Here is a 22,205-nt window from a genome sequence, read left to right as displayed (position 1 = left end):
GTATTTTTTGATTAGAATCCGCTATAAGACTTTTGCTTGATTGAGACCGGCATGCACCTGAATTCTACCGAAACATCACACAGCACAACTTTGCAATATGTGCACTGGTTTCGACATTCTGCGCCTTATATCAATGCCCATCGCAACAAAACCTTTGTGCTGATGTTTGATGGTGAAGCGGTCCTGCATGACAATTTCCAGCATATTATTCACGATATTGCCCTGCTGCATTCACTGGGTATCCGGCTGGTGCTGGTGCATGGTGCCCGCCCGCAGATTAACCAGAATTTACAGGCCAGCCAGATCGACACCCCGTTTCATCAGCAGCGCCGCATTACCACCCGCGAATCGTTAAGCTGTGTCATGAATGCGGTCGGTTCAATTCGCCTGCAGATTGAAGCCCTGCTGTCGATGGGACTGGCCAACTCGCCTATGTACGGCGCCCGCATTGATGTGGTCTCGGGTAATTTTATTACCGCCAAACCCTATGGTATTCGTGATGGGGTTGATTTCCAGCTGACCGGCGAAGTGCGCAGTGTCGATACCGATGCCATTCAGCGTCATCTGGACAATCATAATATTGTCGTACTCGGCCCGACCGGCTATTCCACGACGGGCGAAGTGTTTAATTTACTGGCTGAAGAAGTCGCCACCAAAACCGCGATTCGCCTGCAAGCCGACAAGCTGATTTTCTTGGGCAAACAGCAGGGTTTACTGAATGAACAGGGTCAGCTGCAACGTGAAATCCGCCCATCCCAGCTCAATCATTATATTGGTCGGTATCAGGCCAGCCAGCCGGAAATGGCCCTGCATTTACGCGGTGCACAGGATGCTGCCACTCAGGGCGTCAATCGCGTACATCTGATTTCCTATGCCTCTGATGGCGCACTACTGGAAGAGCTGTTTACCCGCGATGGTGCCGGTACCATGATTACCGATGCCCATTATGAAGAAGTGCGCACCGCCAATATTCAGGATGTCGGCGGTCTCATCAGCCTGCTGCGCCCGCTGGAAGAAGAAGGTGTGCTGGTCTACCGTTCGCGGGAACGGCTGGAAAATGAAATTGAACAGTTTGCGGTGATTGAACGTGATGGCACCATTCTGGCCTGTGCGGCGCTGTATCCGCTACCGGTCAGCGACAATGAACTGCGCTCGGCGGAAATTGCCTGCGTGGCGGTACATCCGGCCTATCGTAAATCCAATCGTGGCAGCCAGATTCTGCATTATCTGGAAGATAAAGCCCGTAGCCTTGGTATTCAGCAGCTGTTTATTCTGACCACCCGTACTGCGCACTGGTTTCTGGAACAGGGCTTTGAGCCGGCCAGTGTCGATGACTTACCCAATGCCCGCCAAGCCTTATACAACTACCAGCGTAATTCACTGGTCTGTAAAAAGTCACTCACCTAGTCTGTTCAAGGCCGGCTTTAGCTCAATTTGACATATGCTTATCTGCAGCCGGCCCAATTCTGCTGCATCTTACATTAGCAGGAATGGGCATAAGCTTATTCCTGCGCCTTCAATTCCATAAAAATATTTTAAATACAACAATTTAACACTTAAGATTTTAATAGATTATCCATTTTATAAATCAGATTTATGTATAAGATTTGCACATCTTTATTTATCTTTTTTCCTGATTAGAAATTCCTGATTTGTTATTTTTTTCGAAAAAGAAAAATCTTTAAGGTAGCTCTCATTCTCCACTTTTGAATTTTTTAATTTCCGAGAGCAGGTATTTTCATGAGCAGCCTACGCCGTATTTTTTCAACCCAAAGCGCTATTTTATCTGCCGTGGTGGCGGGTGCCATGTTCATGACCGCCTGTAGCAGCCCCAAAGACGCCGAGAATATTACCCTGAATATCGGCTTCCAGAAATACGGCATTTTACCGATTGTCAAAGAGCGCGGTGAACTGGAGCAGGCCCTAAAAGCCCAGGGTGTACAGGTGAAATGGGTAGAATTTCCAGCCGGTCCGCAATTATTGGAAGGTTTAAATGTCGGCAGTGTGGCCTTTGGTGAAGCCGGCGAAGCACCGCCCATTTTTGCGCAGGCAGCCAATTCCAAACTGGTCTATGTGGCCAACCAGCCTAAAGCGCCGCTAGCTGAGGCCTTAATTGTGCCTAAAGATTCGGCCATTCAGTCGGTGCAGGATCTAAAAGGCAAACGCATTGCTCTGAACAAAGGCTCCAATGTGCATTATCTGCTGCTGAAGCTGTTAGCAGCCAACCAGCTTAGCCTGCACGATATTCAAGTGGTGTATTTACCCCCATCCGATGCCCGCGCAGCCTTTGAACGTGGTTCGGTGGATGCCTGGGTGATCTGGGATCCGTTCTTTGCCGCAGCCGAACACCAGATTGGCGCACGGGTCATTGCCACCGGCGAAAATCTGGTCAGCAACCATCAGTTCTATCTGGCGGATCGTCAGTTTGCCGAACAGCATCCGCAGGTTCTAGACACCGTGGTGCAAAGCTTGAACAGCACCACGCAATGGGTGGCCCAGCATCAGGATGAAGCGGCTCAACTGCTGCAAAAACCGACCGGCCTGGATGTCGAGGTCTTAAAAACTTCAATTTCCCGTATGGGCTTTGGCGTACAGGCCATCTCTAGTGACGTGGCCAAAGAACAGCAATATGTAGCTGATGCCTTTTATCAGCAAAAGCTGATTCCACAGCAAATTCAGATTCAGGCGGCCCTGCTGAATACGCAGTCGACACAACAAGAATGAGGAATAAAAGATGCGTAAATTAACAACCTGGGCGCTGCTGGGCATTTCCACGCTGGGACTGGGTCTCAGCGGCTGCCAGAAACCGGAAGCCCACAAGGCGGTAACAGACAACAACTCAACTGAACAGGCGGTGAAAACCATTTCTATTGGCTACCAGAAATCTTCCTTAAATTTACTGGTGGCACGTGATGAAAAACTGCTGGAACAGCAGTTCCCACGAGCCAAAATTGAATGGAAAGAATTTCCGGCCGGACCCCAAATGCTGGAAGCCCTGGCCGTTGGCGCAGTCGATTATGGTTCAGTGGGGAATACCCCGCCCATTTTTGCCCAGGCGGCTGGCAAGGAGCTGAACTATGTCGGCTATGAAGTCTATGCCGACCATTCGCTGGCCTTAGTGGTGCCGCAGCAAAGTGCCATACAGACCCTGCAGGATTTAAAAGGCAAACGTATTGCCCTGCAAAAAGGCTCCAATGCCCATGAATTTCTGGCCAAAGTGCTGGCCAAAGCCAACTTGAACTGGTCAGATATTCAGCCAATCTGGCTGCCACCGGCCGATGCACGTGCTGCCTTTGACAAGCAGTCGATTGATGCCTGGGCCATCTGGGACCCGTTCCTGTCTGCGGCTGAACTGCATGGACAGGCCCGCCCGCTGATCAAGACCGGTGAGTTTGACCAGACCTATTCGTTTTATGTGGCCAATCCCAAATTTATTGCCGCACATCCACAGGCCACCACCGGCTTTCTGACGGCCCTGAATGCCGCGGATCAGTGGATTGTTAAACACCAGTCTCAGGCCCTAGAAATTTATCAGAAAAATACCGGCCTGGACCCGGCGGTCGCCAAAAACGCCTTTGACCGCCGCCTGAAACCATCACCGATTCAAAGCTTAAATCCGACGGTCATTCAGGCTCAGCAGAAAATTGCTGACCAGTTCTATCAGCTCAAGCTGATTCCAAAACCGATTGAGGTCCAGCCCATTGTCTGGACGGCTCCAACTGCAGATTGATGACCGAGTAATCCCATTGAAATAAAGGACGATAATATGAAAATTTTCTGGTTTATTCCCACCCATGGTGACAGCCGCTATTTAGGTACCAGCAAAGGTGGCCGTCAGGTCGATCATGCCTATATGAAACAGATTGCAGTGGCAGTGGACAATTTAGGTTATGAAGGTGTGCTGATTCCAACCGGCCGTTCTTGCGAAGATCCGTGGATTACTGCAGCCAGTTTAATTGATGCGACCCAGAACCTGAAATTTCTGGTGGCCTTGCGTCCAGGCGTGACCACACCAGCCTTAGCAGCGCGTATGGCGGCGACGTTTGACCGTTTATCTGGCGGCCGGGTGTTACTGAATCTGGTCACGGGCGGTGATGAACAGGAACTGAAAGGTGATGGTGTCTATGAAGATCATGCCACGCGTTATCAAACGGCTGCGGAATACACCACCATCTGGCGTGAAATTTTAACCCGCTCGCATACAGGTGAATCGTTCAGCTTCCACGGCGAACGCTTACAGGTCGATGAAGCCAAGCTGCTCTATCCACCAGTCCAGCAACCATATCCACCGCTCTGGTTTGGTGGCTCTTCCGATGCAGCCATTGAGCTGGCCACCGATCAGGTCGACACCTATTTAACCTGGGGCGAACCGCCGGCAGCAGTAAAAGAAAAAATTGAAACGGTACGTGCCAAAGCCGCGGCCAAAGGCCGCAGTCTAAACTATGGCATCCGTCTGCATGTGATTGTACGTGAAACCAATAAAGAAGCCTGGCAAGCAGCCAACGCGCTGATCCAGTATGTCGATGATGCCACCATTGCCGCAGCACAGGCCAAGTTTAAAGCGATGGATTCCGTCGGTCAGCGCCGTATGGCTGAACTGCACAATGGCGATCGCAGCAAACTGGAAGTCTCCCCAAATCTTTGGGCAGGCGTAGGCCTGGTACGTGGTGGAGCCGGTACGGCACTGGTCGGTGACCCTGAAACAGTGGCGGCCCGTATTCAGGAATATGCCGACCTGGGTATTAGCACCTTTATTTTCTCCGGCTATCCGCATCTGGAAGAATCCATCCGTTTTGCCGAACTGGTGTTCCCGCTGTTGCCGCTGGAAACCCGCAAGAAACTGGCACAACCGAATTTGACCGGTCCTTTTGGGGAAATTGTTGCGAATAACTATGTCGCCGCAGACAGCCAGGCGAGCAAACAGCTGAAGGAGCCGGCCTGATGAGTAAAACCATTTCCCTGGAGCAGCTGGCAGAGGCCAAAGTTTCACGTGGAACATCATTTGGGCAGCGGATGCTGCCCTGGCTGGTGCCATTATTACTGATTGCTTTCTGGCAACTGGCCTCAAGTACCGGCCTGCTGGAAAGCCGGATTTTACCGGCACCAACGGCAGTGGTTAGTGCCTTCTGGGGCTTACTGGTCAGTGGCGAGCTGTGGCAGCACGTTCAGGTCAGTGCCGGACGTGCCCTCCTCGGCTTGTTGATTGGCGGTGGTTTGGGCCTGCTGCTTGGCCTGTTAAATGGCTCCTCCAAAACCGCCTCGACCCTGCTGGATACCACCTTGCAGATGATTCGTAATATTCCGGCTTTGGCGCTGATTCCGCTGGTGATTCTCTGGTTCGGGATTGATGAAACAGCCAAATTATTTCTGGTTGCGATTGGCGTGTTCTTTCCCATTTACATTAATACCTATCATGGCATTCGCTCGGTCGATCCACAGCTGATTGAAATGGGCAAAAGCTACGGCCTGAGCCGCTGGCAACTGTATAAGGAAATTATCTTGCCGGGTGCAATGCCTTCAATTCTGGTTGGACTGCGCTTTTCTTTAGGTCTGGTCTGGGTACTGCTGATTGTGGCCGAAACCATCTCCGCCCAGTCCGGGATTGGCTATATGACTATGAACGCGCGTGAGTTTTTACAGACCGATATCGTGCTGGTTGGCATCCTGCTGTATGCCCTGCTGGGTAAACTGGCCGACGTACTGGCCGTGGCTTTGGAACGCTATTTACTGCGCTGGCATGCCGGCTACCAGAAATAAGGAGTGAGCGAAGATGAGTAATTTAATTGCTGGCTTGCATGCCGAGCACAGCAGCCCGAAACTGCGCAGCAATCCGGATATTCAGCCGCAGGCGGTGGCAGGTGCGGAAATCCTGATTGAACAGTTACACAAGTTTTATGGTTCGGTGAAGGTGCTGCAAGACCTGGATCTGCATATTCAGCCGGGCGAATTTCTGGCCATTGTCGGACGCAGTGGCTGTGGCAAAAGCACCCTGCTGCGTTTAATTGCCGATCTGGAAAAACCAAGCTACGGCGAAATCAAATTTAAGTCGGCACGGCATATCCGCGAAGGCATTACCTCGGATGATATCCGGGTGATGTTTCAGGACCCACGTCTGCTGCCGTGGCGCAGCATCGAGCAGAATGTGCAGCTCGGTCTGGGCAAAGACCAGTACGCACATACCAGTGCATTGCTGGAAAAAGTTGGCCTGAAAGACAAAGCCGGACTGTGGCCCTCGCAACTGTCTGGCGGTCAGCGACAACGTACCGCGTTGGTACGTGCCCTGTCGCATCAACCGCGGATTTTATTGCTGGATGAACCCTTGGGCGCACTGGATGCCCTGACCCGTCTGGAAATGCAGAAGCTGATTGAACGGCTCTGGACCGAACAGGGCTTTACTGCCATTTTAGTCACCCATGATGTCAGTGAAGCGGTACAGCTGGCCGACCGGATTATTCTGCTCGATCGTGGTCATATTGCCAAAACCTTTCAGGTCAATTTACCGCGCCCGCGGCAAAAAAGTATTGCCTTTGCCGAACTGGAGCAGCAGGTGCTAGATGCAGTCTTGGCCACATGAGGATTAATTTTGGTCTGAGCCTGCCCCCGCAGCTTTACCCTTAAATTCCGGCTCAATTTAAGGGTAAAACTTCATCTCGGTTTATGAAACTTTTGTGACATAGGCCCGAATAGATGCAGGATTATTTCTATAAACTATGTCTTATATTTTGATTTAAAATAAAAGAATAAAAAATCTTTGAAATCAAGCCTTCAGTTATATTTTTTAACAGACTCAAAAAGTGTGCTTTATAGGGCTTAAATTTAACAATCCTGGGGAAATTATTAGTTAATCTACAAAATTCTGCTGCATTTATCATAATTTGCAATAGACGAGGATGCACAAAACTGATGATTTGACGTACAATTCGTGATTCCCCCTTTTCATTGTTTTTTAATTGCTAATGGAACAAAAAAAGAGTACTCAAAAACGACATCAGTTGCTGAACGCAGCACTCGACGTATTTTCCTTATACGGTTTTAATGGGGCGAGCTTAGATGAAATCGCTCAGATTGCAGAAATGCATAAGTCGAATATTTTCTATTACTATGAAAATAAAGAAGCGTTATATGTAGAAGTGCTGACCACTGTATTACAGAAATGGCTGGCGCCACTGCAAATGCTGGAAGCCGAGCTTGAACCTGAAGAAGCGATCACCAACTACTTATTGCAAAAGATTGAAGTGTCTCGCACCCAGCCAAAAGCTTCACGCCTGTTTGCGCTGGAAGTGATTCAGGGTGCCCCGCATATTCTGGACATCCTGAAAGGTCCGCTGAAAAAACTGGTCAAGCGTAAAGCCAAAGTCATCAGCAACTGGCAGGAACAAGGCAAAATCTCCAAAGATATTGACCCTGAACTGCTGATTCTGAATATTTGGGCCCTGACCCAGAACTATGCAGACTTCGCGACGCAAATGGAAATGGTCACCGGCAAAACCCTGCGCAACCGCAGCATGCAGCAGCGCATTATCCAACATACCGTGCATCTGATGCTTTATGGTATTGTGCCGCGTCCAGAACTGAATACTGCACCTCCCTCAGAATCAATCGACGATTGAGCATGATTTTGGCATACGACCATAGTTTGCTATGGTCGCCGAACTAAAAACCACTCTGCTGATATAACGACAATAATTTTTTCGCCCCCAGCAACAGATTTTCTTCCCAGTCCAGATGTGCCGTATCGTTGGCGCCATCGGTAATATATTTGACGGAAATCAGCCGTACATCCAGTTTTTTACAGACTTTGGCCAGCGCATAGCCTTCCATATCCACCAGATTACAGGCCACTTTCGGTGTACCAGTTTCAAAGCTGTCACCGGTGCCACAAATACCAGCCGGTAAATGGGAAAAATGCTGCGGCAAATGAATTTCCGCCGGATGATCGTCATCCATGGGCGTCACTCCGACCTGAAAACCCAACGGTGATACATCCATATCACGCTGCACAAACTGGGTCACTTCTACCAGCTCATGTGCATTAAAATAGGAGCTGCCGGCCGTACCTAAATTTAACAGGGTTTTACAGCCAGTTTTCTGAATTACCTCAAAGGCTTTAAAGGCAGCATTAATCTTGCCAATACCACTGTAATGCACCTCGATGCCGGCCTGCTCAAACAGACCTTTGGATTCACTCGGCAATGCCATAATTAAGGCCAGATCCGACATTATTGCTTCTCTACCACAGTTGCAGGGAGCCACATTAGAAAGCAAAAGACAGAAAAATAAAAGCCATCCCTGAAATGACAGGTCTTCCAACGACTCCACTTTTTTCATATCTATGCAGCTTTTCAGTGCTGGCCGCGCGTTTCAATTTTCATTCGCTCCTGTTGACATCCTCACCCACCTGAAAGGAGGGAGATTCCTACTGCTAGACGCTTATGCCCAAGCGCAAGTATGTTCTTGGCGGAGTTTAAATCGCGTTGATTTACACTTCCGCATTCACATTCCCATACTCTTATTCGCAAATCTGCTCTACCTCTCGGACTGCTTGCGGTGATTGCACCGCAGCTCGAACAGGTTTGGGTTGTGAATCTCTCGTTGACTTCCTCAAACATGACCCCTGCGTTCTCGCATTTATACTTGAGCATGGTTTTGAGTGCTGAAAAGCCTGTATCTAAAACAGATTTCGCCATTTTAGTTTTTACAAGTTTGTTCGCACTTAGATCACCAACGACAATCAGTGCATTGTCTTTCACCAGCTGGGTGCTAGCCTTGTGCAAATGGTCTTTACGACAGTTTGCAATCTTGGCGTGTAATGCACGGACACGCTTTTTATTTCTCGCTCTCTGAGCAATCCCTAATTTCTCTTCATATTGATGGTAGAACTTGGGATTGGAAATGATCGTACCATCTGAACAAGTAGCAATATCTTTTAAGCCTAGATCAATGCCCACGGCTTTTGTGGCGGTAGGTTTGTCTTGTTTGGGTGAATCAACCACTAAGCAGACATACCAACGTCCACGACTATCCTCTACAAATGAGCCTGTTTTAATGCTGTATTTCGATAGTCCGTAACTATCCCATAGCTTGAATTGATGCTTGCCATACTGAACGTATCCATCGGCATATTTAATAGCGACCTTTTTAAAGGGTATCCAACCTAGTGATCTTCTTGCTGATTTCTTATTACTGACACGCCATCTCAATTTTGATTTTTTGAACTGTTTTCTGCGAGTGACCAATTCTTCTGTTACAGCCTGAATGGTTTGGCTATGAAGATTACATTCCTTTGATGCGCCTTTCGTGTATTTAGCAATATCGTATGCTGAAAAGAATTGTTGTTTGCGCTGTAGGTGTTTGAAACACAAATCATTGACATAGTTCCAGACAAAATTAACTTCAGATGCCAATTGGTCTAGCACCTTTGTGTGACTGTCTTTTATGCGTAATTTAAGTGTTTTCATGGGCTTATATTAGCTCATATCAGGCTTAAAATATTGGTTTTTAGTAATTAAACGACATTTCATGTCGTGTCGCTTATATCTCTGACCTGAAAGACAGAGTTTTACGCTCCATTTGATAAAAACCCGCCAGTGCTGTGGCACCGGTCAAAAATGAGCAAGAAAAATTTTGCATAAAAACAGAACAACAAGACGAATGTGTGAGAATATGGCAATATATAGCCTTTCTTAATGTATAACGTCATTCTTTGCCCATGCAGCTCCTCCGTCTGAATGCTTTAGCGCCTGATTTTCAACTGGAAAAAACTGCCGTTACCATTGGTAATTTTGACGGCGTGCATTTGGGACATCAGGCCATGATTGCCCAGCTAAAACAGCTGGCAGCAGCCCAGCAGCTGAAAACCCTGGTGATGATTTTCGAGCCACAGCCGCTGGAATTTTTTAAAGGCTATGAAGCGCCGCCACGCATCAGCTCCTTAAGAGAAAAAGTCGAATACTTAACCGAGCTGGGTGTAGACTATATTGCAGTCGCCAAATTTGATAATTATTTCCGCAGCTTAAGCGCCGAAGCCTTTGCCGACATACTCAAATATAAACTCAATGCCCACAGTCTGGTGCTGGGTGATGACTTCCATTTTGGCAAAAACCGTCAGGGCAATAGCGAGTTTTTGCAGCAATACGGCTTTCAGGTCACCAACTTAAACACTATTCTGGCCGATGGTGAACGGGTCAGCTCGACCCGGATCCGTCAGACCTTGCAGGCCGGCAATTTAGCGCTGGCAGCCAAATTGCTGGGGCGCCCGTATAGCATTACTGGCCGGGTACAATACGGCGACCAGATTGGCCGGACCATTGATTTTCCAACCATTAATGTCCGTCTGAACCGGCATAAACCCTGCCTGAACGGGATTTATGGCGTGGAAGTGCTCTGTGAAACTGAATCCTTACAAGCCAAAGTTCAGGCAGAGAATCCGAACCAGCCGGGAATTGCCGGCTATGACCCGACCGCGCTGTTTGGCGCCGGTCATGTCGGCACCCGACCAGCCATCAAACAGGACCATCCGGAATGGCGATTAGAAGTACATTTCCCCGAGGTTTCTGCTAATCTGTATGGCCTGTTAATGCGGGTGACGTTCTTAAACTATTTACATGGCGAAAAGGACTATCCTTCGCTTGAAGCCTTAAAAGCTGGAATTGATGATGATGTGGAGAAACTGCTTGAGTTTCGCCGCAGCACCCCAAAATTCCCTTTTGAATAACTCACATTTTTACTGTAAAACGTGTCAGTCAAATGGCTGATTAAATTGGAAGACAACTTGCATGAGCGATAAGCAAACTCCTGAAAATGCAGTGGACTATAAAGCCACACTGAACCTCCCAGGTACTGACTTTGCAATGAAAGCAAACCTCGCAGTACGTGAAGCGAAATGGTTAGAAGAGTGGTATGCCGATGACATTTATCAGCAGATTCGTGCATCGCGTATCGGCAAGAAAAAATATGTGCTTCATGACGGCCCTCCGTATGCCAATGGTCAAATCCACCTTGGTCACGCGGTCAACAAGGTCCTGAAAGACATCATCATTAAAAGTCGTGTCATGGACGGTTTTGACGCGCCATATGTGCCAGGCTGGGACTGTCACGGTCTTCCAATTGAACTGAAAGTTGAAGAAAAAGTTGGCAAAGTCGGCGTCAAAGTTGATGCTTCGACCTTCCGTAAAGCCTGCCGTGAATATGCCTACACCCAGGTCGAACTACAAAAGAAAGACTTTATCCGTATGGGCGTGTTCGGCGACTGGAACAACCCATACCTGACCATGAACTTCAAGCAGGAAGCAGATATTGTCCGTTCTCTGGGTGCCATTGCCAAAGCCGGTCATATCGAGCCAGGCCTGAAGCCAGTGAACTGGTGTCTGGACTGTGGTTCAGCGCTGGCAGAAGCTGAAGTTGAATATGAAGATAAAAAATCCGATGCAATTGACGTCGGTTTTACAGTGGTTGACTTAGCTGATTTGTCTGCACGTTTGGGTGTTGACGTTAAAGACTCAACCGATATCGTGATCTGGACCACCACCCCATGGACCCTGCCAGCCAACCAAGCCGTGGCATTACATGCCGAACTTGAATATCAACTGGTCAAGGCGCGTGGTGAAGAACAGGCCGAGCAAAACTTTATTCTGGCAAAAACACTGGTAGAATCTGCGACCCAGCGTTATGGCTTCAGCTCGGTTGAAGTGCTGGCCGAGTTTGCCGGTAGCAAACTGGAAAATCTGGTGCTGCAACATCCGTTAATTACTGAGCGTCAAGTGCCGGTGATTCTGGGTGAACACGTCACCGATGCCAGCGGTACAGGTGCCGTGCATACTGCACCAGGCCACGGTGTAGACGACTATAAAGTCGGCCTGCAATATAACCTGAAAGTCGACAACCCGGTGGGCGGCAACGGTGTCTATTTACCGACTGCGCCAATTTTTGCTGGTGAACATATTTATAAAGCCAATCCGCAAATTATTGCCGCGCTGGGCGAAGCCAACAAATTGTGGGCACATCATCCAATCAAGCATAGCTATCCGCACTGCTGGCGTCATAAAACCCCGATTATCTTCCGTGCCACACCACAATGGTTTATCAGCATGGATGCCAAAGGTTTACGCCAAGGCGCCCTGAATGCAATTGAAAACGAGATCAGCTTCGTGCCAGATTGGGGTAAAAACCGGATTCAGGCAATGATCGAAGGCCGTCCGGACTGGTGTATTTCGCGTCAGCGTACCTGGGGCGTACCAATCCCGTTCTTCGTGCATAAAGACACCAACGAACTGCATCCACGTACCCCTGAACTGATCGAAGAAGTGGCTAAACTGATCGAACAGGAAGGTATTGATGGCTGGTATAACCGTGAAGCCAAAGACTTCATTGGTGATGATGCTGAACACTACAACGCCGTACGTGACACCTTAGACGTCTGGTTTGACTCGGGTACAACCCACTATGCCGTGCTGCGTGAACGTGAAGAGCTGCAAGATCCGGCCGATCTGTACCTTGAAGGTTCGGATCAGCACCGTGGCTGGTTCCAGTCTTCACTGCTGACCTCGATTGCGATCAATGAACGTGCGCCATACAAAGGCTTGTTAACGCATGGTTTCGTGGTCGATGAAAAAGGCCGCAAAATGTCGAAGTCACTCGGGAATATCATTACCCCGCAAGACATCATTAAAGACATGGGTGCAGACGGCTTACGTTTCTGGATTGCCTCTGCGGATTACCGTTATGAAATGACCGCCGGTAAAGAAATCTTTAGCCGTGCCTCAGACGGTTACCGCCGTATTCGTAACACGCTGCGTTTCTTGCTGGCCAACTTAAACGGCTTTAAACCATCGACTGATGCCCTGCCGGTGGATCAGCTGATTGCGCTGGATCAATACATCCTGCAACGTGCGTCTGAAGTACAAGAAACCATCAAGAAAGCCTATGAAGATATGAACTTCCATATCGTCACCAGCGCCTTGACCAACTTCTGTATTAATGACTTAGGTGGTTTCTATCTCGACATCATCAAAGACCGTCAGTACACCACCAAAGCAGACTCGCAAGCGCGTCATTCCGCGCAAACTGCGTTGTATCACCTGGTACAGGCCTTTGTACGCTGGATGGCGCCAATCCTGAGCTTCACTGCACAAGAAGCGTGGCCACTGATTCCTGAGCAGTCAGAAAAATATGTATTCACCGCTGAATGGTATGAGCTGCCGGTGGCCTCTGAAGCCAACGTGCTGGCTGAAAGCGAATGGCAGACTTTAATTGCAGTAAAATCTGCCGTGAACAAGTTTATTGAAGCGGCGCGTACTGCAAAAACCGTCGGTTCGAACCTGTCTGCCAAAGTGGAGCTGTGGGCCAATGCCGAGCTGAAAGCAGTGCTGGATAAACTGGGCGATGAACTGCGTTTTGTCCTGATTACCTCTCAGGTGATTGTGAATGAGTTTGATGCCGCACAAGGCGAAGCTTCTGATCTTGACGGTCTGAACGTGAAAGTGTCTGCGGCAGATGGCGAGAAATGTGTACGCTGCTGGCACGTCCTGCCAGATGTGAATACACATCCTGCACATCCAGGTTTATGTGGTCGTTGTATTATTAACCTCCCGACAGGCCAAGGCGAAGAGAGAAAATATGCCTAATCCACAACCGAAAAAGGGCTTATTCCAGTTCTATCCGCACAATTTGTGGTGGATCGGACTGTCTATTGTGGCGATTATTCTGGATCAATGGACCAAATGGATTGCAGTCACCCATCTGAATTATGCAGATCCGGTGCCTGTGCTGCCCTTTTTAAATTGGACATTACTGCATAACTATGGCGCAGCCTTTAGTTTCTTGTCCGATGCGGGTGGCTGGCAACGCTATTTCTTCTCCTCACTGGCAGGTTTGGTGTCCGTGATCTTTGTGTTCTGGCTGATGCGTATGCCAAAGAACATGCTGGTATTACCGCTGGCCATTGCCCTGATTCTGGGCGGGGCCATTGGCAACCTGATTGATCGGGTCGCTTTGGGCTATGTGGTCGACTTTATTCATGTTTACTACAACAACAGCCACTTCCCTGCCTTTAATATTGCAGATAGTGCCATTACCTTAGGCACCATCTTGCTTCTTATTGATACGTTTTTCCTGGAAAAACACCGTATTCAACGTGCGCAGGCGCAACATGACTGAATTTATCAATCCGAACGAAGACACCCGTATTGAAGCGGGTTCTAAAGTTGAACTTCATTTTTCTGTGGCCATTGAAAGCGGCCCGGAAATTGACAATACCCGTAGCCGTGCCGAACCGGTCAGTCTGGTGATGGGCGATGGCAGCCTGTTACCGGGTTTTGAAAAAGCCCTGTTTGGCTTGCGTGCTGGTGACCGTCGTACCGTGAGCCTGCCACCAGAAGAGGCTTTTGGTCCATGGAACCCGGAAAATGTCCAAACCTTTGACACCGTCAAGTTTGAACAGCGTCCGGTTGAAGGCCACATGATCGAGTTTGAAGATAAGGCCAAACAAAGCCTGTATGGCGTGGTCAAATCGGTCAATGATGACATCACCGAAGTCGACTTTAACCATCCACTGGCCGGTAAAGACATTACCTTTGAAGTGGAAATCTTTAAAGTCACCCCAGCGGGCCAGCAAGGCATTCAACTGAAATAAAAGTTCCACATTTTTGAAAAGCTCCTTCGGGAGCTTTTTTTTATGCCATTTTCATGAGGCAGATACAAACTGACTCTATTCAGGCTAACGCAATTCACGTTAATTTGATCCCTACAGCAAAAACAACACAGGATAAAACATGAATATTCAGATTATTGTTGGCAGTGTACGCGAGGGACGTACCGCCATTAAAGTCGCACACTGGGTACAGCAGGCCATTAAAAGCTATAACTTTAGTACCGTGCAGACCGAGCTGGTCGATTTAAAAGAATGGAATTTACCCCTGTTTGCCGGTCCGAATCCGCCGCTAAGCGGTATTTATGACCAGCCGCGTCAACAGGAATGGGCCGACAAAATTGCCCAGGGCGATGCCTTTATTTTTATCAGCCCCGAATATAACCATGGCTATAGCCCGGCCTTGAAAAATGCGCTGGATTATCTGGGCAAAGAGTGGCAAGGCAAACCGGCGGCTTATATCGGCTATGGTGCCACCAATGGATCACGCTCGATTGACCAGATCCGTCAGGTCGGCACCCAGCTGGGACTGATTGACAGCAATGCAGTGGTGGAAATCCGCGATATTTTTAGCCGTAACCGTAGCGAAAGCTTTGAACCGAATGAATTTGATGACAAGACCCTGAAACAGGTAGTCGACAAGCTGATTCAATATGTCAGCTCATAATGCCAGCAGCCCTGTAAGCATTTTCTTACAGCAGCTGTGGTGAACTGCGACTAGGGCGCAGAGCGCTTTCATTTTATAGTACCCACATACAGAGACAGGAGGTCTCTTAAATCAAAACAATAACAATAAAAGCAACAACAGCAGGATGCTGATCGGTACGACAGGAGTTATACCGGAATAATGAATCCAGAGAAGCCCGGACAGGATGTTCGGGCTTCTTTTATTTCAGTCCTTTATGTTCTGGTTCTTGTAGATGATGCGCTATTTTAAATCAATCGCTGTTGTACGCCTGAGCGTACAGTACTTGTCGGGTTTTGCGGCTGGTTGGTTCTGATCGCCTGACGTATATTAAAACCATACCGGGACAGGAGGTCTCGTTGCATAAAACAATAATCATAAGCCGCATGCAGGATGCACGCACAGATATAACAGGAGTGATATCTGAGAACTGAATCTAAAAAGCCCCGACAGGACGTCGGGGCTTTTTATTATCTACGAATTCATTATTTGGCTGTCATTTTCAGCAAGCTGGCGCCTTTGCCATCTTCAATGACCCATAAATGACCGTCACGCGCTTCAATCACCCCGCGAATACGCTGTTTCATGTCCAGCCGTTGTACTTCACGTACCGGTTGAGCCTGGGTATCAATCACAATAATCGCCTGCGACGACAATCCTCCGGCAATGGCCTTATTTTTCCACTGTGGAAACTGATCGCCACGGTAAAAGATTAAACTCGAAGGTGAAATAACCGGGGTCCAGTCCAGTTCTGGCGCTTTAAATTCTGGCCGGGTCGCATGATCCGGAATTGGCTGACCACTATAATGATCGCCATTGGACACGATCGGATAGCCATAATTGGCGCCTTTTTCAATCCGGTTCAGCTCATCTCCGCCTTTGGGTCCCATCTCAATTACCCACAGCTGCCCCGCCGGGTCAAATGCCATACCTAAGGGATTCCGATGCCCCAGGCTCCATACCTGTGCCGCAATCTGGCCCTGAGCACGGAACGGATTATCTGGCGCAGCGCTACCATCTGCATTTAAACGTAAGATTTTCCCTAAATTGGAATTCAGGTCCTGTGCCGGGTCAAACTTTTGTCGCTCTCCCGAACTGACCCACAAATAGCCGGCCTGATCAAATAACAGCCGGTGGGCATAATGCCCCTGCCCTGGAACTTTCGGCACTTGGACCCAGATCTGCTGTACATTTTTCAATTGTGGCTGAGCCGCATCTTTTAAATCCAGCTCGGCACGCGCCACCACCGCGCCATAACCGCCTGTGCCGGCTTCCACATAACTTAAATAGACCCAGCGATTCTGGGCAAACTGTGGATGCAGCGCGACATCACCCAAACCGCCCTGCCCGCCATAGGCAACTTTGGGGACACCTTTAACCTCAAGCAGCAGTTTATTGCTCGGGTTAAACAATTTGAGTCGTCCACGCTTTTCAGTAATTAACAAGCGGCCATCGGGCAGCTCAGCCATCGCCCACGGTTCCTGTAAGCGCGCCACCCGTTCCAGCTGATAAGACTGGCTGGTCTTGCTAGTTTCACTGCTTTGGGCGGCTTTCGCTGAATTGGCAGGCTCGGTCTGGGCATTACATCCGGTGGTTAATCCTGCGATGAGCAATGCCGCAGGCCAGGTCAAATATTGTTGTAGTTTTGCCATGACATTTCCTAAAACAGAACAGACAATACTTTGATTGTAGCCCAAAGCCAGTTTTGACCAAGAACACTTGCGTAACCTGCCGGACTTTGTCCGTTTTGGCTTACACCGAATGAAGACAATTGAGGCTAGGAGCAAACCCAGAATTTTCGTATTCTAAATTCATCAGGAAACAGGACGTTTCCCAAACGGAAAACAACAATAATTAGTTTGCGCACCAGGATCGTGAGGTACGACAGGAGTTATACCTAAAGCACGAAATACGAAGAAACCCCGTCAGGATGATGGGGTTTCTTTTTATCTGTGATTTTTGTTTTCTTAATGCCATAAAAAAAGCCCCCAATCTATGGAGGCTTTTTTCATTTAATACCAATTAGGCTTTGGCAATCGCCGCTTTGCCTGCTTTAATCTGTTCTGCTTCATCTTCACTCATGATCAGCGCCACGGCAATTGCGGTAATCAATACCGGTAAACCGACAGCAATAAAGTTGAAGTGTGCTGGCAGGTTCATACCGAGTAAGCCACCAATCAGGATTGGTCCAACAATCGCACCCATACGGCCAATTGCAGATGACCAGCCAATTCCGGTTGAACGTACTGCCAGTGGATAGTATTGCGCCACATAACTATACAGCAACATTTGTGAACCGATTGACGCCGCACCCGCCAGGAATACCAGGATGTACAGCAAGAACTGGTTTGACTGGAAGCCCATCAGACTCATCACAATCGCGCCCATAATCCCCAGGAACATCAACACCGGTTTCAGATGGAAACGGTCAGCCAGAATACCACCGCCGACAATACCAACCACGGCACCCACGTTCATCACCATCATGAACATCAGACTATTGTCCATTGAATAGCCTGCCGCCATCATCAGTTTAGGCAACCAGCTGCTTAAGGCGTACATGGTCAGCAAGCAGGTAAAGAACGCTAACCAGAACAATAAGGTGTTTAACGCACGGCCACGTTTGAACAGGCTTACCACGTTGGCTGCTTCCGGCACATCGACCTGATGCAGTTCAAATTTGGTTTCATTGCTAATCTGCACTTCTGGGGCCAAGCGGGCCATGATTGGACGCGCCTGTTCCTGCTTATTCTCTTTCACAATAAACATCAGCGATTCAGGCAGGAATTTCCAGATAATTGGCAACAGCAACAGTGGAATACCGGCAATAAAGAACATGATTTCCCAGCCAAAGCTTGGGGTTAACCAGGCACCCAATAATGCTGCCATCACACCACCCACTGCATAACCACTAAACATGGTGGTCACCAGCGTACTACGCATGTTCTTTGGCGCGTATTCAGAGGTTAAAGCCACCAGGTTAGGCATCACCCCACCAATCCCTAAACCGGCCAGGAAGCGCAAAATACCGAATTCTGTCGGATTAGAAGCAAAGCCACCTGCGAAGGTTAGACCACTGAATAACACAATACAGATCATGATGACTTTTTTACGGCCAATTTTGTCGGCCAGCGAGCCGAAAATCATGGCACCGAACATCATCCCTGCCAATGCAGTACTGGCCAGCATACCGGCTTGCACCGCACTTAAGCCCCACTCGTCCATTAATAAAGGCAATACCACACCATTAATGGCTAAATCATAACCATCAAATAAAATGATCAGTAGACACCATGCCACTACATTAAAATGAAATGGTTTAAATTTTGCGTGATCAATGACATCATTTACGTTAATAGTTTGATGTGTCATTCCTCACCTCCTGTGAGTCTGTGTTTCAGTGAACTTCCATAGCAACCCATAATGAAGACCCTCATTTCGAGCCTTCTTCATCCACACTTTGCTAGTGGAGTAGATGGTGCAACTTTCACACAATTTACAGAAAATAAGAATTGAACATTAGTCTAAAATCCTATTAATAATTAAAGTTTTATATATTATTCTCATTAGACATAAGTTTTATTTTGCTTTATTAAGCACACAAATTTTCTGCATAAAAAAAATCCCCCTAGCTTTTGCTTGGGGGATTTTGAATAATGAGCTGGCGATGACTTACTCTCACATGGGTAACCCCACACTACCATCAGCGCTAAGAGGTTTCACTTCTGAGTTCGGGAAGGGATCAGGTGGTTCACTCTTGCTATTGTCGCCAGCACAACTGTTATGGACTTGTTCGGGTCTTAGTTACTTTGCTTAAGCTTGATGCTTTTGCATGTAATGCCTTACTTTGTTCCAAATGAGTTATTAACGGATTGGCCATTGGGTCTGAATTTTATTGTGTCGCATTAACTAAATCAAGGATTAGTTTAGAATCTAGCTTGATACAACAACTGTTTGGGTGTTGTATAGTCAAGCCTCACGAGCAATTAGTATTGGTCAGCTTCACATATCGCTATGCTTCCACACCCAACCTATCAACGTCCTAGTCTCGAACGGCTCTTTAGAGGAATAAATTCCTAGGGAAATCTTATCTTGAGGTAGGCTTCCCGCTTAGATGCTTTCAGCGGTTATCCCTTCCGAACATAGCTACCCGGCGATGCGACTGGCGTCACAACCGGTACACCAGAGGTTCGTCCACTCTGGTCCTCTCGTACTAGGAGCAGATCCTCTCAAATTTCCAGCGCCCACGGTAGATAGGGACCGAACTGTCTCACGACGTTCTAAACCCAGCTCGCGTACCTCTTTAAATGGCGAACAGCCATACCCTTGGGACCTGCTTCAGCCCCAGGATGAGATGAGCCGACATCGAGGTGCCAAACACCGCCGTCGATATGAACTCTTGGGCGGTATCAGCCTGTTATCCCCAGAGTACCTTTTATCCGTTGAGCGATGGCCCTTCCATACAGAACCACCGGATCACTAAGACCTACTTTCGTACCTGCTCGACTTGTGGGTCTCGCAGTTAAGCGCGCTTTTGCCTTTATACTCTACGCGTGATTTCCGACCACGCTGAGCGCACCTTCGTACTCCTCCGTTACTCTTTAGGAGGAGACCGCCCCAGTCAAACTACCCACCAGACATGGTCCTCGTCCCGGATCACGGGACAGAGTTAGAACCTCAACATTACCAGGGTGGTATTTCAAGGACGGCTCCATTGGAACTGGCGTTCCAACTTCAAAGCCTCCCACCTATCCTACACAAGTAAGGTCAAAGTTCAATGTCAAGCTGCAGTAAAGGTTCACGGGGTCTTTCCGTCTAGCCGCGGGTACACTGCATCTTCACAGCGATTTCGATTTCACTGAGCCTCTGCTGGAGACAGCGCCGCCATCATTATGCCATTCGTGCAGGTCGGAACTTACCCGACAAGGAATTTCGCTACCTTAGGACCGTTATAGTTACGGCCGCCGTTTACTGGGGCTTCGATCAAGAGCTTCGCTTACGCTAACCCCATCAATTAACCTTCCAGCACCGGGCAGGCATCACACCCTATACGTCCACTTTCGTGTTTGCAGAGTGCTATGTTTTTAATAAACAGTTGCAGCGGCCTGGTTTCTGCGGCTGTCAACCGCTCAGGGAGCAAGTCCCATCACCGTCAACAGCGTACCTTCTCCCGAAGTTACGGTACCATTTTGCCTAGTTCCTTCAGCAGAGTTCTCTCAAGCGCTTTGGTCTACTCGACCTGACCACCTGTGTCGGTTTCGGGTACGATTCCAGTGTAACTGAAGCTTAGAGACTTTTCCTGGAAGCATGGTATCAGCCACTTCGCTAGTAAACTAGCTTGCTATCAGCTCTCAGCATAGAGCACCCCGGATTTGCCTAAGATGCATGCCTACAGCCTTCCACCTGGACAACCAACGCCAGGCTGACTTAACCTTCTCCGTCCTCTCATCGCATTACACTGAAGTATTGGAATATTAACCAATTTCCCATCGACTACGCCTCTCGGCCTCGCCTTAGGGGTCGACTCACCCAGCCCCGATTAACGTTGGACTGGAACCCTTGGTCTTTCAGCGAACGGGTTTTTCACCCGTTTTGTCGTTACTCACGTCAGCATTCGCACTTCTGATACCTCCAGCAGACTTCTCAATCCACCTTCATCGGCTTACAGAACGCTCCCCTACCACGTATACAATGTATACATCCGCAGCTTCGGCACATAGTTTTAGCCCCGTTACATCTTCCGCGCAGGCCGACTCGACTAGTGAGCTATTACGCTTTCTTTAAAGGGTGGCTGCTTCTAAGCCAACCTCCTAGCTGTCTATGCCTTCCCACATCGTTTCCCACTTAACTATGATTTTGGGGCCTTAGCTGGCGGTCTGGATTGTTTTCCTCTTGACTACGGACGTTAGCACCCGCAGTCTGTCTCCCGGATAGTACTCATCGGTATTCGGAGTTTGCATCGGTTTGGTAAGTCGGGATGACCCCCTAGCCGAAACAGTGCTCTACCCCCAATGGTATTCGTCCGAGGCGCTACCTAAATAGCTTTCGGGGAGAACCAGCTATCACCAGGCTTGATTAGCCTTTCACCCCTATCCACAAGTCATCCCCTGGCTTTTCAACGACAGTGGGTTCGGTCCTCCAGTTAGTGTTACCCAACCTTCAACCTGCTCATGGATAGATCGCCTGGTTTCGGGTCTACACCCAGCAACTATACGCCCTATTAAGACTCGGTTTCCCTACGGCTCCCCTATGCGGTTAACCTTGCTACTGAATGTAAGTCGCTGACCCATTATACAAAAGGTACGCAGTCACCGAACAAGTCGGCTCCCACTGCTTGTATGCATGCGGTTTCAGGATCTATTTCACTCCCCTCACAGGGGTTCTTTTCGCCTTTCCCTCACGGTACTGGTTCACTATCGGTCAGTCAGGAGTATTTAGCCTTGGAGGATGGTCCCCCCATATTCAGACAAGGTTTCACGTGCCTCGCCCTACTCGTCATCATTATGTGTGCCCTTTCGTGTACAGGACTATCACCCACTATGGTTGCACTTCCCAGAGCATTCCACTAAAACACACATAACTTAATGGGCTGTTCCCCTTTCGCTCGCCGCTACTGAGGGAATCTCAATTGATTTCTTTTCCTAAGGGTACTGAGATGTTTCACTTCCCCTCGTTCGCCTCAATACACTATGTATTCATGTATTGATACCTACCTTATGGTAAGTGGGTTTCCCCATTCAGACATCTCCGGATCAAAGGATATTTGCCGCCTCCCCGGAGCTTTTCGCAGGCTATCACGTCTTTCTTCGCCTCTGACTGCCAAGGCATCCACCACATGCACTTAATTACTTGACTATACAACCCCAAACAGTCGAC

General features: G+C 48.6%; 16 protein-coding genes and 2 rRNA genes. 12 read left to right on the top strand and 6 right to left on the bottom strand.

The features are described 5' to 3' along the window. Nucleotides 1–51 precede the first annotated feature (51 nt). The 7 genes from argA to FTU86_RS03300 all read left to right on the top strand — a co-directional run bounded on the left by argA (nt 52) and on the right by FTU86_RS03300 (nt 7,610). Nucleotides 52–1,407 carry an amino-acid N-acetyltransferase gene (argA, locus tag FTU86_RS03330; RefSeq protein WP_075175028.1) on the top strand — a complete coding sequence of 452 codons (1,356 nt, stop codon included), beginning with the start codon at nt 52–54 and terminating at the stop codon, nt 1,405–1,407. Between the two features lie 333 nt (nt 1,408–1,740). After that, complete coding sequence (locus FTU86_RS03325; protein WP_180048308.1) at nt 1,741–2,724, top strand: sulfonate ABC transporter substrate-binding protein; 984 nt, start codon at nt 1,741–1,743, stop codon at nt 2,722–2,724. A 10-nt stretch (nt 2,725–2,734) separates the two neighbouring features. Further along, the gene (locus FTU86_RS03320; protein WP_160240812.1) at nt 2,735–3,730 is read left to right on the top strand and encodes an aliphatic sulfonate ABC transporter substrate-binding protein; all 996 of its coding nucleotides are present in this window, start codon (nt 2,735–2,737) and stop codon (nt 3,728–3,730) included. 36 nt (nt 3,731–3,766) lie between these two features. Further along, the gene (gene ssuD, locus FTU86_RS03315; RefSeq protein WP_016658677.1) at nt 3,767–4,942 is read left to right on the top strand and encodes an FMNH2-dependent alkanesulfonate monooxygenase; all 1,176 of its coding nucleotides are present in this window, start codon (nt 3,767–3,769) and stop codon (nt 4,940–4,942) included. Continuing rightward, the gene (gene ssuC / locus FTU86_RS03310) at nt 4,942–5,757 is read left to right on the top strand and encodes an aliphatic sulfonate ABC transporter permease SsuC (RefSeq protein ID WP_005181008.1); all 816 of its coding nucleotides are present in this window, start codon (nt 4,942–4,944) and stop codon (nt 5,755–5,757) included. Before ssuD ends, ssuC begins: the two co-directional genes overlap by 1 nt. 13 nt (nt 5,758–5,770) lie before the next feature. Further along, a complete protein-coding gene (locus tag FTU86_RS03305; protein ID WP_171431526.1) occupies nt 5,771–6,574 on the top strand; it encodes an ABC transporter ATP-binding protein in 804 nt (267 codons plus the stop codon). A 382-nt stretch (nt 6,575–6,956) separates the two neighbouring features. After that, entirely contained in the window at nt 6,957–7,610 is a 654-nt protein-coding gene (locus tag FTU86_RS03300) for a TetR family transcriptional regulator C-terminal domain-containing protein (protein ID WP_160240808.1), read from the top strand. A gap of 43 nt (nt 7,611–7,653) precedes the next feature. Here the strand turns inward: FTU86_RS03300 and FTU86_RS03295 are convergent, their stop codons facing one another. Further along, on the bottom strand, nt 7,654–8,220 hold the full coding sequence (locus FTU86_RS03295; RefSeq protein WP_005181021.1) for a hypothetical protein: 567 nt from the start codon (nt 8,218–8,220) through the stop codon (nt 7,654–7,656). Nucleotides 8,221–8,390: 170 nt separating this feature from the next. After that, nucleotides 8,391–9,458 carry an RNA-guided endonuclease TnpB family protein gene (locus FTU86_RS03290; RefSeq protein ID WP_180048307.1) on the bottom strand — a complete coding sequence of 356 codons (1,068 nt, stop codon included), beginning with the start codon at nt 9,456–9,458 and terminating at the stop codon, nt 8,391–8,393. A 251-nt stretch (nt 9,459–9,709) separates the two neighbouring features. Between FTU86_RS03290 and ribF the strand changes: the two genes are divergently transcribed. The 5 genes from ribF to FTU86_RS03265 all read left to right on the top strand — a co-directional run bounded on the left by ribF (nt 9,710) and on the right by FTU86_RS03265 (nt 15,311). Continuing rightward, complete coding sequence (ribF, locus tag FTU86_RS03285) at nt 9,710–10,714, top strand: riboflavin biosynthesis protein RibF (protein WP_016658673.1); 1,005 nt, start codon at nt 9,710–9,712, stop codon at nt 10,712–10,714. Between the two features lie 61 nt (nt 10,715–10,775). After that, the gene (ileS, locus tag FTU86_RS03280) at nt 10,776–13,622 is read left to right on the top strand and encodes an isoleucine--tRNA ligase (RefSeq protein ID WP_104472324.1); all 2,847 of its coding nucleotides are present in this window, start codon (nt 10,776–10,778) and stop codon (nt 13,620–13,622) included. Next, complete coding sequence (gene lspA / locus FTU86_RS03275) at nt 13,615–14,154, top strand: signal peptidase II (protein ID WP_180048306.1); 540 nt, start codon at nt 13,615–13,617, stop codon at nt 14,152–14,154. Before ileS ends, lspA begins: the two co-directional genes overlap by 8 nt. Next, nucleotides 14,147–14,629: a peptidylprolyl isomerase gene (locus tag FTU86_RS03270; RefSeq protein WP_005181033.1), complete on the top strand. Its 483-nt coding sequence runs from the start codon at nt 14,147–14,149 to the stop codon at nt 14,627–14,629. Before lspA ends, FTU86_RS03270 begins: the two co-directional genes overlap by 8 nt. A gap of 139 nt (nt 14,630–14,768) precedes the next feature. Beyond that, a complete protein-coding gene (locus FTU86_RS03265; RefSeq protein WP_005181039.1) occupies nt 14,769–15,311 on the top strand; it encodes an NADPH-dependent FMN reductase in 543 nt (180 codons plus the stop codon). 503 nt (nt 15,312–15,814) lie between these two features. Here FTU86_RS03265 and FTU86_RS03260 read toward each other — a convergent pair. From FTU86_RS03260 to FTU86_RS03245, 4 genes are all read right to left on the bottom strand, one after another. Further along, complete coding sequence (locus FTU86_RS03260; RefSeq protein WP_005181040.1) at nt 15,815–16,981, bottom strand: PQQ-dependent sugar dehydrogenase; 1,167 nt, start codon at nt 16,979–16,981, stop codon at nt 15,815–15,817. A 370-nt stretch (nt 16,982–17,351) separates the two neighbouring features. Continuing rightward, on the bottom strand, nt 17,352–18,701 hold the full coding sequence (locus FTU86_RS03255) for an aromatic acid/H+ symport family MFS transporter (RefSeq protein WP_016658670.1): 1,350 nt from the start codon (nt 18,699–18,701) through the stop codon (nt 17,352–17,354). A 287-nt stretch (nt 18,702–18,988) separates the two neighbouring features. Beyond that, nucleotides 18,989–19,103: ribosomal RNA gene (rrf, locus tag FTU86_RS03250) — 5S ribosomal RNA — on the bottom strand. 191 nt (nt 19,104–19,294) lie between these two features. Continuing rightward, a 23S ribosomal RNA gene (locus FTU86_RS03245) occupies nt 19,295–22,184 on the bottom strand. Between the last annotated feature and the right edge of the window lie 21 nt (nt 22,185–22,205).

This window comes from Acinetobacter sp. YH12155, assembly GCF_013418255.1.
GTDB classification, from domain to species: Bacteria; Pseudomonadota; Gammaproteobacteria; order Pseudomonadales; family Moraxellaceae; genus Acinetobacter; species Acinetobacter indicus.
This window is presented reverse-complemented; position numbering and strand designations above follow the sequence as displayed.

What these genes read in the sequence shown, in the direction of transcription:
- FTU86_RS03305 (WP_171431526.1), top strand. Translation starts at nt 5,771, where the DNA reads ATGAGTAATTTAATTGCTGGCTTGCATGCCGAGCACAGCAGCCCGAAA.
- FTU86_RS03295 (WP_005181021.1), bottom strand. Translation starts at nt 8,220, where the DNA reads ATGTCGGATCTGGCCTTAATTATGGCATTGCCGAGTGAATCCAAAGGT.
- FTU86_RS03260 (WP_005181040.1), bottom strand. Translation starts at nt 16,981, where the DNA reads ATGGCAAAACTACAACAATATTTGACCTGGCCTGCGGCATTGCTCATC.
- ssuD (WP_016658677.1), top strand. Translation starts at nt 3,767, where the DNA reads ATGAAAATTTTCTGGTTTATTCCCACCCATGGTGACAGCCGCTATTTA.
- ribF (WP_016658673.1), top strand. Translation starts at nt 9,710, where the DNA reads ATGCAGCTCCTCCGTCTGAATGCTTTAGCGCCTGATTTTCAACTGGAA.
- FTU86_RS03325 (WP_180048308.1), top strand. Translation starts at nt 1,741, where the DNA reads ATGAGCAGCCTACGCCGTATTTTTTCAACCCAAAGCGCTATTTTATCT.
- FTU86_RS03265 (WP_005181039.1), top strand. Translation starts at nt 14,769, where the DNA reads ATGAATATTCAGATTATTGTTGGCAGTGTACGCGAGGGACGTACCGCC.
- lspA (WP_180048306.1), top strand. Translation starts at nt 13,615, where the DNA reads ATGCCTAATCCACAACCGAAAAAGGGCTTATTCCAGTTCTATCCGCAC.
- FTU86_RS03320 (WP_160240812.1), top strand. Translation starts at nt 2,735, where the DNA reads ATGCGTAAATTAACAACCTGGGCGCTGCTGGGCATTTCCACGCTGGGA.
- ileS (WP_104472324.1), top strand. Translation starts at nt 10,776, where the DNA reads ATGAGCGATAAGCAAACTCCTGAAAATGCAGTGGACTATAAAGCCACA.
- FTU86_RS03300 (WP_160240808.1), top strand. Translation starts at nt 6,957, where the DNA reads ATGGAACAAAAAAAGAGTACTCAAAAACGACATCAGTTGCTGAACGCA.
- ssuC (WP_005181008.1), top strand. Translation starts at nt 4,942, where the DNA reads ATGAGTAAAACCATTTCCCTGGAGCAGCTGGCAGAGGCCAAAGTTTCA.
- FTU86_RS03290 (WP_180048307.1), bottom strand. Translation starts at nt 9,458, where the DNA reads ATGAAAACACTTAAATTACGCATAAAAGACAGTCACACAAAGGTGCTA.
- FTU86_RS03255 (WP_016658670.1), bottom strand. Translation starts at nt 18,701, where the DNA reads ATGACACATCAAACTATTAACGTAAATGATGTCATTGATCACGCAAAA.
- FTU86_RS03270 (WP_005181033.1), top strand. Translation starts at nt 14,147, where the DNA reads ATGACTGAATTTATCAATCCGAACGAAGACACCCGTATTGAAGCGGGT.
- argA (WP_075175028.1), top strand. Translation starts at nt 52, where the DNA reads ATGCACCTGAATTCTACCGAAACATCACACAGCACAACTTTGCAATAT.